The following is an 11,058-nucleotide window of genomic DNA, read 5'->3' as shown; positions in this document are numbered from 1 at the left end:
TGTTGAACCCCTCCCCAACCCTCCCCTTGCGTTGCACCCCAATGTTATTCTGCTTATTTCGAGCTCAAGGGGAGGGAGCAGATTGCTTTCGCATTGTCGTAGTAGGGTCGAATTTATTCGACCGCCAGCGGCAGGGTTTTCCCTTTGTAGGCTCGGCTTTAGCCGGGCAATGTTTTGTCTGTGGCAGAATTGCCCCACTGAAGTGGGGCCTACAAAAGAGCCAGCAAGGGGCCTACAACAGCGCGGAAAGCCCGGCATAAATCGTCAGTTAGCTCAGTTGCTGGGTGGCGCCAAGACCATCGCCGGTGTAGCCGCCGAGGCGGCGCTTCATCAGCCGCCGCATGTAGTCGGTGGCCACCAGTGCCAGCCCCAGCGGCAACAGCCAGTGCCAGGGAGCTAGGCTGATCCCGGCTTCGGGCAACCAGAGCCAGACGGGCAGCAGCGCCAGCAGCACCCAGCCGGCGCCCATCAGACCCTGGGCCGGGGTCAGCTGCTGGGCCATGGGTTTGGCCTTGGCGTGTTCGATTTCGCCGCCGTAAGGCAGCAGGGCAATCAGGCTGATGCACATCAGCCGCGAGCCGCTGTGGCCCACCACCAGGGCGGCCAGCGCCAGCGGAAGGGGCATGGCTGCCAGCAGGCTGACTTTCAGCAGCAGGGCCAGCACCAGCCCCAGGGTACCAAAGGTGCCTAGGCGCGAGTCTTTCATGATGGTGAGCGCCCGCTCCTTGGTGAGGCCGCCACCCAGACCATCGCAGGTATCGGCCAGGCCGTCTTCGTGAAAGGCACCGGTTATCCTGATGCCGAAGGCGGTGCTGGCCACCGCCGCCACCAGGGGGCTGAACAGCAGGCTGGCCAGCCAGAACACCCCGGCGCACAGCAGCCCCACCAGCAGGCCGACCGCCGGAAAGTGCCGGCTGCTCTGGTGCAGCCAATGGGGCTGATAATCATTGAGCCGGGGCACCGGCAGCCGGGTGAGGAACTGGGTGGCAACCAGCAGCAGTCGGCCTTCGTGGCGCAGCACCTGGCCCAGATTCAGGCTCGGGATCTGGCCCGGCTTGTAGCCGGTTTTCTCAGGAGTCTTATTCTGTGGCATCGTCACTCTGCCGTATCGTCAGCGGGCCCGCTGATGCCGGCATCGGTGAAGCTGGCCATCTCGTTGAGAAAGGCACAGGCCGACTGCAACAGCGGATAGGCCAGCACGGCGCCGCTGCCTTCGCCCAGGCGCATCTTCATGTTGAGCAACGGCTCGGCGTCCAGCAGGCGTAGCAGGTGCTCATGGCCGGGCTCGGCGGAGTGGTGGGCAAACACCGCATACTGGCGCACGCCCGGGGCCAGTTGCTCGGCCACCAGCAGGGCGACCCCGGCGATAAAGCCGTCCATCAGCAGAATGCGGCGCTGGCTGGCGGCCTGGATAAGCGCACCGACCATCATGGCGATTTCCAGCCCGCCCAGCGCCCTCAGGGCGGCCAGCGGCGTGATGGCCTCTTGATGGTGTCGCAACACCTGCGTCAGTATCTGCTGCTTGTGACGTAACCCTTCGTCGTCCAGCCCGGTGCCCCGGCCGACGCAGTCGGCAAGAGGAAGGTCACCCAGTCGCGACAGCAGCAGACTGGCGGCGGAGGTATTGCCGATGCCCATTTCCCCCACTATCAGGAGGTTACCGGGCAGGTGCTCCACCAGCGCCATGCCCTGTTCGAGGGCCTCCCGACACTCGGCCTCGGTCATGGCGGCCTCGGTCATGGCATCCCGGCTGCCCCTGCGAACCTTGCAATCGAGCAGGGCCGGGTGATAGTCAAACTCCGCATCGACGCCCGCATCCACCACTTGCAGGCCTATCTTGTGCTGGCGGGCGAAGACGTTGATGGCGGCGCCGCCCAGCAGAAAGTTGTGCACCATCTGGGCGGTCACGGCACTGGGGTAGGCCGAAGTGCCGTGACGGGTCAGGCCGTGATCGGCGGCAAAAACCCGGATCTGCGGTTGCTGTATCACCGGATTGGTACGGCCCTGGATCAGCCCCAGCTGCAAGGCGAGGGTTTCGAGGCGACCCAAGGCGCCGAGGGGCTTGGTTTTTTGATCGATAACCTGCAGCAGCTGTCGGGTCAGTTCGGAGTTGGCCAGCTCGGGAATGGTGGGCAGAGGCAGAGGCTGAGACATGGCGATACGGATCCGTTCACAGTGATGGTTCCGTATGCTACCAAAATTTGACCTGAGGGGGGAATGATGGAAACAAAGCCTGAAGCGGTAAGCTGTCAGCCATAAGCAGTCCGAGTGGTTTGCAGGGCCGATGTCAGCCGGTAAAGCCTGCCGACAAGGCAATATTTACAAGTGCACGGTGAAATCTGCAGCCGTGATTGTTTTACTTACCGCTTACCGCAGCTTCCTTAGCTTTTGGCCGCCAATTCGGTGGTAGAGGCCTGCGCTTCCTGAGCGGGCGCGCCGGCCGATTGTGGCCGGCAACCGCTCTGGCTGTCCGGTTGCAGGTAGGGGCGCAATATCGGCTCCATGCCCTTGAGCACCTGCACCGGCAGCGCCGAGGTAAAGTTGAACTTGTCCGACTCCTGCCCCGGCACATAGGCGGTGAGGGTGCCGAAGTGCCGCTCGCCGAGATAAAACACGAAGGTGGCGGTGCGGTTGCGGGCCTGAGACGTGATGACCTGACCGTAGCGGCTCACGGTTTCGATGCGGTTGTCGCCGGTGCCGGTCTTGCCGCCCAGGGTCAGCGGGCTGCCGTCCGGCAAGGTAAAGCTGCCTTGCAGACGGCGCGCGGTGCCGCCTTCCACCACCTGTGACAGGGCGCCGCGCAGCACCATGGCCACTTCTTTGGCCATGACCCTTTGTGCCTGCTGTGGCTGGCGAACCAGATGCGTTTCATAGGGGGTGTCGACGGCAAACTGCAGCTGATCCATACGCACCGTAGGCAGGCGCACACCCTCATTCAGAATAATGCCCACCAGCTCCGCCAGTGAGGCGGGTTTGTCTCCCGAACTGCCGATGGCCGTGGCCAGTGACGGCACCAGATGATCGAACGGAAAGCCCAGCCGCTGCCAGCGCTGGTGAATATCGGTAAAGGCTTCGACTTCCAGCATGGTACGGATCCGGCTGTCGCGGGCGCTGCGATGGCGCGTCTTGAACAGCCAGCCGTACACTTCCTGACGTTCTTCTTTGCTGGCGTCGGCGGCATCGGCAAAACCGGCGCCGGGCATGTTCTGCAAATAGCCGAGCAGCCACAGCTCCAGCGGATGCACCCGGGCTATGTAGCCCTGATCCGGCAGGCTGTAGGCGCCGGGGCCATAACGGTGATACAGCTCATCGAGCCGTTTGTCGGTCAGTCGCTCCTCAGGCAGCCGTCGTTGCAGAAAGTCGGCAAAGTCCCGGGGGCTGGCGTCAGGCAGCAGATAGCGGTGCACCGCCGCCAGCCGTACCGGGGTGGGGCGCAGGCCATCGAAGAAGCTGTCGAGCCGTTGTTCGGTGGTTTTGCCCTGATACTTGCGCCAGAAACGCAGCAGAAAAACCCGGCCTTCCCGGTCGGCGAAGCGGCTCAGATATTCCTGACGCCGTGGGTCTTTGTCATCGGTCAGCAACTGGGCGCGGTTTTCGCTCTGATACAGGCTGTAGCGCACTATGTCGCGCATTACCCGGATAAAGGGCAGGTTGATGGACTCGCGCAAGGCTTCGATCATGGTCGGATTGCGACCGTTGTCCTGACGGCGAAAGTTGTTGAAGCTGTGCAGGCCACCACCGGTAAAGAAGCGCTCCCCGGTACTGGCGGAATAGCGCCGTTCCAGCGCGGCGTTCAGCATGGCGGGCAGGGCGTGATCCGGGTGGAGCAGCAGATAGTCGATGGCCCAGCGGCTGAGCGGATCGTTAGGCTCGGGGCTGAGCGCATGCAGTTTCTGGGGAGAAAAGCCGGCGTAACGCTGGTGCAGCTCGGCGATAATTTCCAGATAGGTGGCCATGACCCGCAGCTTGGCGGTAGAGCCCAGTTCCAGTTTGCTGCCCTCGTTGATATCGAACGGCTGCAGGGTGTTGTCGGTTTGTACCCGCACATAAAAGCCTTCGTCGCCGCGCTCGAACAGGGTAAAGCTGTAGCGCACCTCGGCGGTTTTTTCCGGAGACAGCAGGCGCTCACCATAAAGGCCTATATTGCTGGCCACCTCGGGATCGGCCAGTTGCTGCAGATAATGCGTCACCTGTTGCTGAAGTTCGGCGTTGAGGGTGGTGCGGGCAGACATGTCCAGCCGGTCCAGTTCATAGAAAGAGGTGCCCAGCAGGCTGGCCAGGCGACCGCGTGTCACCTGCAGAGTCTTGTTGTTTTCAACAAACTGGGTGACGGGTCTTTCTCTGAAATGACGGAAAACCAGCCGCTGGGCCAGCGCCGCGTCGCGCAGGGCCGGGCTTATCATGCCGGCCTGGGCCTGCAGCCGCAGATAGCTGTCGGTCAGGTCGTGCAGATCGTCTCGCCCCCGGTACAGATAATAGGAAGGACGACGCTGGGCAATCATCAGTGCCATTACCTGGCGCTGGGCCATCCCTTGCTCGGCCAGCGATCCGGGCGGCGGCTGGGTGGTGTCCAGCAGCTGGTTGACCCGATCCAGCTCGGCGGCGAACCAGATCCAGAGGCCGTCACCCAGGCCGTGAATTTCACCGTGGCCGGGGGCGGCGGCCAGGGGCACAGAGTTGAGGTAGGCCAGGGCAATGCCCTGACGGGCCGCCAGGGTTTCGGGCCCCTGTTGATAGGCGCGCACGCTGGCGGAGATCATCTGGCGCAGCTTTTCACTGGCAGAGGGCGTCCGGCCTCCCGGCGAATGGCGGTATTTTTCTATCTGGGTGGCGAGGGTGCTGCCACCGGCCGAGTCATCCTGTATCTCCAGTGCCCGCCCCAGTTGCGACAGCGCCGCCTTGGTAAAGCGTGGCCAGTCTACCGCCGGGTTGATTTGCGGTTGTGCCTGGCTGAGCAGCTCCCGGTTTTCGATAAACAGCAGGGTGCCGACCACCAGCGGTGCTATGCCGGCAAAGTCCGGGTAATGGCGTTGCGGATAGCGATAGTCATAGACAGGTTCATTGCGGCAATCACCGATAAAGAGCCCGGCCTGGGTTTTCTCCTGATAGGGCAAAAACAGGCCATGGTGGCTGTATTGCTGCAACGCCGGCGAAAGCTGCACCTGCTGCTCGATAACAAATTGCTGGCGTTGCAACCGGGCGATCAGATCCGGCAGCCGGGTGTAGCCGAGCCGCTGATCGAAGGGGCCCAGGGCTGGATAGCTGAAGGCCGAGCTGGGGCCGGGTTCCAGTGAATAGGTCAGGGTCTGGGCATAGCGGGTGATTTCCCGCGCTTGCAGTCTGGAGGTGCGCATTTCGTAGGCCAGCAAGACGCCGGAAACCACCAGCAACAGCAGTACCAAAAGCCACAACAATAAACGCCAGCGCCGCCGCCGCACCAGTCGTGGTGTCTGTTTGGCATCGTGAAGGGAAGCGTGTTCAATCTGCGGTACAGTACCCATAAAGGACCCCTTGTCGCCATGCTTGGTATCAGGGCTTCTTGTAGTAAAAGCGTAGCTTGGCGGGCTGGCTTAAATGCTGATAGCGCACAATTATTTGTGCGTGCCGGGCCGAATGGGGCCGATGATGCTACAGGTCGGGTTGCTCGGCAAGCTCCACTTGACGAGCCTGTTGTTGCAGCCGGTACATGGCCCGGTAACGGCCCTCTGGCAGGGTCATCAGCTGGCGATGACTGCCGGACTCAACCAGCTCGCCGTGGGCCATCACCAGAATACGATCTGCCTCGTTGATGGTAGACAAACGGTGCGCTACCACGATCAATGTGACCTTGCCGTGCAGGGCCTGTAGCGCCCGTTGCACCACCTGTTCGGTTTCGCTGTCGACGTTGGCGGTGGCCTCGTCCAGCAGCAGGATGCGCGGGGCGGCGGCCAGGGCCCGGGCAATCACCAGTTGCTGGCGCTGGCCGGTAGAGAGGCGGCTGCCGCGCTCGCCGAGGCGGGTGTCAAAGCCCTGTTCCAGGCCGTTAATCGTCTCCAGCAGATGGGCCTGCCGGGCGGCGTTTTCTATCTTCTCCCGGGGCAGCTTGCGGCCCATGTCGATGTTGTCATAAATGCTGCCCGCCAGAATAAATGGCTCCTGCGGAATCAGCCCTATGCCCCGACGCAGTGCATCCTGGCTGTAGCCGGTCAGCGGCCGCCCGTCGATGCTGATGTTACCCGCATCCACAGGATAGAAGTTGAGCAACAGATTCAGCAGGGTACTCTTGCCGCTGCCGGTGTGGCCCACCACGCCGATAAAGGCGCCGGCGGGAATGTCGAGGCTCAGTTGTTCGAACACCGGCTGGCCGGGTCGATAGCCGAAGTCGACCTTGTGAAAGGCCAGGGCGCCTCTGTGAATGGTATCGCCGGTCTTGCCGTAGTGTTGCCGGGGTTGCTGCATCAGCTGATGCACCCGATCCCCTGCCACCATGGCCTGCTGATAGAGGTTGAAGCGCTGGGTAATTTCCGCCAGCGGTTCGGTAAAGCGGCCCATGAAGTTGAGAAAGGCATAGAGGACGCCGACTTCCGCCACCCCGTTGACCAGTTGCCAGCCGAACACCTTGAGGATGCCGAGCAACACCAGCACGCTCAGCAGATCGATGGCGGGTCGCAGCAGGGCGGCCCCTATGTTGATGGTGCGCATGCGGGCCCGGTAATAGCGCCGGTTGAGGCGCTCGAAGCGTTCGGCAGACCCCTGCTGCAGGCCACAGGCCTGCAGTACCGCCATTCCGGAAATGGACTCGCCGAGGGTGCCGTTGATGTCGGATCGCAGCTGGCGGCTGTCGGCCACCGCCGCGCCGCTCAGTTTCTGGTACAGGTAAATCACCCCGACCACGGTCGGGATCAGCAGCAGCGCCACCAGCATCAGCTGCACGTTCAGCAACGCCATGGCAGTGATAATGCCCATCAGCAGTACCACATTGGTCAGCACCACCGACAGAAACTGCACATAGAGATCCTTGATGGCCTCGGTGTCGTTGGTGATCCGGCTCACCAGCTGGCCGGTCATGGCCTGGTCGAAAAAGGCCATCGGCAGTTGCTGCACATGGGCAAACACCTGCTTGCGAATATCCAGTACCGCGGCCAGCGCCATGTCGGTAAAGCGCAGGGTCTGCCGGTAGCGAAACCAGGCGGCGGCCAGCTGGGTGACAACATAGCCGAGGGCCAGCCCGGCCACGGGCCACACTGGCAGGTGCCCGGCCAGCAGATAGTCGTCGATAAACACCTTGGCCAGCAGCGGGCCCGCCACATCGGCGGCGGTGGCCAGTAGCAACAGCAGCAGTACCTTGATCAGCAGCGGTTTGTCCCGGTAGACATAGGTCAGCAACAGGCCGAAGGTACCCTTGCCTTGACGCCTGGAATTATCGGTCGGGGACTCGCCGGCCTGAGCGTGAGGTGGCGGCGTTTTTTCAGTCGTCATCGAGGCGGGCCTCCAGTTGCTGATAGGTCCACATCCGGCTGTACCAGCCGTCCTGTTCAATCAGTTCGGTGTGGCGGCCCGACTGTTGCAGCCGACCATGCTGCAGCACCAGGGTCTTGTCCGCATGTTCCAGCGCCGACAGCCGGTGGCTGACGATGATGCAGCTCTGGCCCCGACGGCGGCGCAACTGCTGTAATATGCGTTGTTCGGTATGCACGTCCACCGCCGACAGCGCATCGTCCAGTATCAGTATCGGGGCCTGACTTATCAGGGCCCGGGCGATGGCCAGCCGTTGGCGCTGACCGCCGGACAGGCTCATGCCACGTTCCCCCACCTGGGCGTCGTAACCGCCGGGCAGACGCAGTATGTCTTCATGCACACAGGCCTGGCGGGCCGCTTCCATGATGTCTTCACGGCTGGCGTCGGGCCGGCCGAAGGCAATGTTGTCGGCAATGCCGGCGCTGAACAGAAAGGTGTCTTGCGGCACATAGGCAAACTGGCGGCGCAGGGCGTCCAGTCTACAGTCGGCCAGGGGCACGGCGCCCAGAGTGATGTGTCCGCTTTCGGCCTCCCAGTAGCGCATCAGCAACTGCAGCAGGGTGCTCTTGCCGGCGCCGGTCGGGCCGGCGATGCCCAGCACCCGGCCCGGGGCCAGCGTCAGCGAGAGCTGTTGCAGTGCCGGCTGTTGACTGCCGGGGTAGCTGAAACTCAGCGCCTCGACCCGGAGGTCGGCATCTTGCGGTTCGCGGGTGCCGAGGTCGGGTACGCTGTCGGGAATGGCCAGCAAGGCCTCGACCCGGGTCAGGGCAGCACTGCCGCGTTCGACGATATTGAGCAGCCAGCCGAAGGCGAACATCGGCCAGATAAGCTGGGCCAGATACAGGGTAAAGCTGGTGAGCTGGCCCACGCTGAGCTGAGCGTGCCAGATAAGCCAGGCACCAAAGCCCAGGGTCAGCAGCAGGGCGGCAGACATCGACAGAAACACTACCGGCTCATAGAGGGCTTCGGCCCGGGCCACTTGATAATTACGTGCTGTGGCCGCCTCGGCAATGGCGCCAAACTGACGGCTTTCTATGGACTCCCGGCCCATGGACTTGACCAGCCGTATGCCGGCGATGGCTTCCTGCGCCTTGTCGTTGAGCACGGAAAACTGTTCCAGCGCGCCCTTGAAGTGATGATGAATGCGGTTGGAAATACGGTAAAACGCCAGCCCCATCAGCGGAAAGGGCAGCAGGGCCACCAGCGCCAGCCGCCAGTCGATGAGTCCGAACATGATGACCAGCACCAGCAGCAGGGTCAGCAGGCCATCGAAGCCGGACAGCACCCCTTCACCGGCGGCGATTTCGATGGCGTCGATGTCGTTGGTGGCGCGGGCCATCAGGTCGCCTGTGTTGTGGCTGCTGTAAAAGGCCTGCCCCTGGCGGGTGAGCCGCTCGAAGAAGCGACGGCGCAGCAGGTTACCCAGCCGGTAAGAGGTGCCGAACAGCACGCGACGCCAGCCCAGACGCAGAAGATACACGGCCAGGCCCAGCCCCAGGATCAACAGCAGCAGGCTACTCTCGGCCTCGCCGCTGGGGGAGGAGACCAGTTGATCGACCGTTTTACCGATCAGGTAGGGAATGCTCATGTTCATCACCGTCACGGTGGCCAGCATGAGCAGCGCCAGGCTGTAGGTGCGCCAGTGGGCCTTGAAGAACCAGGCCAGTTGCCCGAATAGTTGCATGCTTGATCCCGAGGTTAAGCCTTAATGTCGCTCCAGATCGACCAGAAAGGCGCGGATGCGTTCGGCGTTGGCGCCCAGGTCGCTTTTGCCGACTCGGGAGGCGGAGCGCATATCGACTCTTGTATGGACTCCGGTGTGGATGTCGGACTCGTTTTCGACGGGGGTCAGGCGGATGGCCACGTCGTCGCGAAAGCCGAACAGGCGGCTGCTGACTACGGCTTCCAGCTGCCGTTCACTGTTTGCGATCAGGATCCAGCCCCGCTTGGCGATCAGGGCCAGCACCTGGCGGTGAACCTGCTCGGGCGGGTAGGGCAGAGTCAAGGGCGCCAGGGTTGACCAGGTGGCTGCTTGCTGCCGGGCCAGCGCCTCGCCTGCGTAGTCGGTGGAGTGATCACCGGGCCCGCGCAGGCGGGCGGCGGCGGTCAGCGGTGGGGGTTGCTCGGTATCGGTGCTGATGTCGTGAATGGCGGGCAGGGTCAGACCACGGAGAATAAAAGGGAACAACAGCAACAGCAGAATAACCGGCGGCAGGGCGGCCAGCCACTGCCGGTGCCACAGCGCCAGGGGCAGCAGCAACAGGGCCAGCCCCATTGCCGCTACCACCAGCATTAACCCCAGGGTATAGGGCCACCAGTGCCAGCGGGTGCCGGCTACGCCGACTATGCCGAGCAGTGGCAGCAACACACAGCTCAAGGATCCCAGTATCCAGCGGTAAGTGAAAAGTGTTTCCATATCGTTTCAATCAGTTAGCATACACATCGATAGACTATGAGTAAGCCAAAGCGGCTTGTAAAGGAGTGAGAGGGTGGTCAGACAAACCCTGATGATGCTGTTGCTGTTATTGGCGCTACCGGTTCAGGCGACCCAGGCGGTGTTTGCCGGTGGCAGTTTCTGGGTCATGGAGGCGCTGTTTGCCGGCAGATCCGGTGTGAAAAGCACCGAAACGGGCTGGATGAAAAGTGGCAGCCGTCACCTGCAGCGGCAGGTGGTGCGGGTGGAGTATGATCCCCACACCTTGAGTTACGGCGAGCTGCTGACCCTGTACTGGGCGGCGGTGGATACGTTTGACGGCGAGGGCCAGTTTTGCGACCGGGGGGCCGAATTCAGCCCGGCGCTTTATGTACAGAGTTCGCTGCAGCAAAAGTGGGCCCAGCAAAGCCGGGCCAGGCTGGAACTGGAGTCCGGCCGTGATGTTCGGGTGCGGATACTGCCGGTGGGGACCTTTGTCTCGGCCCCGGCCCGACATCAGCAATACAGCTGGCAGCATCCGCTGCTTTATGGAGGCTATCGCCGTATGTGCGGTTATCCGGCCGGCGAACGATTCAATCTGCAGGCACTTGCAGGCGCCCCGATTGCCACCAGTGAAAAATAGTCTCGGCGATGGCGACGGGGTTATTCAAATCCAGCAGCGGCACCGGGGCGACAAGGTCCGGCACATCGGTGGCTACCGCCAGAATATGCGGGTCGTGCAGGCACAGCAGGGGGGTGCCACAGTCGGGCCTGTGCACCTCAACCTTGGCGATGGGCGCCTCGCGAAAGCCTTCGACCAGCACCAGATCGAGCTGGTGCAGGCTGAGTCGTGAAAGAGATTCATTCAAATCAGGTTCTTCCGGCTTGGTGTTTTCCCAGGTGAGAATGCTACGATGAGGCCCGGCCAGCAGGCATTGACGGGCACCGGCGTGGCGCAGCTCGAAGCTGTCCTTGCCCGGTTGGTCCTGCTCCACATCGTGATGAGTATGTTTGATGATGCCGATGCGCAATTGGCGCCGGGTAAGCAGGCTGACCAGTTGCCGCAGCAGCGTGGTTTTACCGCTGCCACTGAAACCGGCAAAACCGAGCAGAGCACTAGAATGATGAGATGGGGACATAAGGCGCCC

The 11,058-nt window shown here is 62.5% G+C and carries 8 protein-coding genes; 1 reads left to right on the top strand and 7 read right to left on the bottom strand.

The features are described from left to right. Positions 1–268: 268 nt before the first annotated feature. From UN63_RS07325 to UN63_RS07300, 6 genes are all read right to left on the bottom strand, one after another. A complete protein-coding gene (locus tag UN63_RS07325) occupies positions 269–1,093 on the bottom strand; it encodes an adenosylcobinamide-GDP ribazoletransferase (protein WP_104486115.1) in 825 nt (274 codons plus the stop codon). Between the two features lie 2 nt (positions 1,094–1,095). Further along, the gene (gene cobT, locus UN63_RS07320) at positions 1,096–2,154 is read right to left on the bottom strand and encodes a nicotinate-nucleotide--dimethylbenzimidazole phosphoribosyltransferase (protein ID WP_104486114.1); all 1,059 of its coding nucleotides are present in this window, start codon (positions 2,152–2,154) and stop codon (positions 1,096–1,098) included. A 227-nt stretch (positions 2,155–2,381) separates the two neighbouring features. Continuing rightward, positions 2,382–5,501: a transglycosylase domain-containing protein gene (locus UN63_RS07315; protein ID WP_104486113.1), complete on the bottom strand. Its 3,120-nt coding sequence runs from the start codon at positions 5,499–5,501 to the stop codon at positions 2,382–2,384. A 127-nt stretch (positions 5,502–5,628) separates the two neighbouring features. Next, positions 5,629–7,458: an ABC transporter ATP-binding protein gene (locus tag UN63_RS07310; RefSeq protein WP_104486112.1), complete on the bottom strand. Its 1,830-nt coding sequence runs from the start codon at positions 7,456–7,458 to the stop codon at positions 5,629–5,631. After that, positions 7,448–9,181: an ABC transporter transmembrane domain-containing protein gene (locus UN63_RS07305; RefSeq protein ID WP_104486111.1), complete on the bottom strand. Its 1,734-nt coding sequence runs from the start codon at positions 9,179–9,181 to the stop codon at positions 7,448–7,450. Before UN63_RS07305 ends, UN63_RS07310 begins: the two co-directional genes overlap by 11 nt. 21 nt (positions 9,182–9,202) lie before the next feature. Beyond that, entirely contained in the window at positions 9,203–9,913 is a 711-nt protein-coding gene (locus UN63_RS07300) for a DUF1499 domain-containing protein (RefSeq protein ID WP_104486110.1), read from the bottom strand. Positions 9,914–9,986: 73 nt separating this feature from the next. On the opposite strand from UN63_RS07300, the gene UN63_RS07295 reads away from it, so the two are divergent. Beyond that, complete coding sequence (locus tag UN63_RS07295; RefSeq protein ID WP_229793518.1) at positions 9,987–10,553, top strand: peptide-methionine (S)-S-oxide reductase; 567 nt, start codon at positions 9,987–9,989, stop codon at positions 10,551–10,553. Here UN63_RS07295 and mobB read toward each other — a convergent pair. Further along, complete coding sequence (gene mobB / locus UN63_RS07290) at positions 10,504–11,049, bottom strand: molybdopterin-guanine dinucleotide biosynthesis protein B (RefSeq protein ID WP_104486109.1); 546 nt, start codon at positions 11,047–11,049, stop codon at positions 10,504–10,506. The genes UN63_RS07295 and mobB overlap by 50 nt on opposite strands. Positions 11,050–11,058 lie beyond the last annotated feature (9 nt).

The sequence above is a fragment of the Oceanisphaera arctica genome, from assembly GCF_002936955.1.
GTDB classification, from domain to species: Bacteria; Pseudomonadota; Gammaproteobacteria; order Enterobacterales; family Aeromonadaceae; genus Oceanimonas; species Oceanimonas arctica.
Note: the sequence above shows the minus strand (reverse complement) of the source record. Positions and strands in the feature narration are given on the sequence as shown.

Excerpts from the sequence above, each read along its gene's own strand:
- UN63_RS07325 (WP_104486115.1), bottom strand. The coding sequence starts at position 1,093 with ATGCCACAGAATAAGACTCCTGAGAAAACCGGCTACAAGCCGGGCCAG.
- cobT (WP_104486114.1), bottom strand. The coding sequence starts at position 2,154 with ATGTCTCAGCCTCTGCCTCTGCCCACCATTCCCGAGCTGGCCAACTCC.
- UN63_RS07315 (WP_104486113.1), bottom strand. The coding sequence starts at position 5,501 with ATGGGTACTGTACCGCAGATTGAACACGCTTCCCTTCACGATGCCAAA.
- UN63_RS07310 (WP_104486112.1), bottom strand. The coding sequence starts at position 7,458 with ATGACGACTGAAAAAACGCCGCCACCTCACGCTCAGGCCGGCGAGTCC.
- UN63_RS07305 (WP_104486111.1), bottom strand. The coding sequence starts at position 9,181 with ATGCAACTATTCGGGCAACTGGCCTGGTTCTTCAAGGCCCACTGGCGC.
- UN63_RS07300 (WP_104486110.1), bottom strand. The coding sequence starts at position 9,913 with ATGGAAACACTTTTCACTTACCGCTGGATACTGGGATCCTTGAGCTGT.
- mobB (WP_104486109.1), bottom strand. The coding sequence starts at position 11,049 with ATGTCCCCATCTCATCATTCTAGTGCTCTGCTCGGTTTTGCCGGTTTC.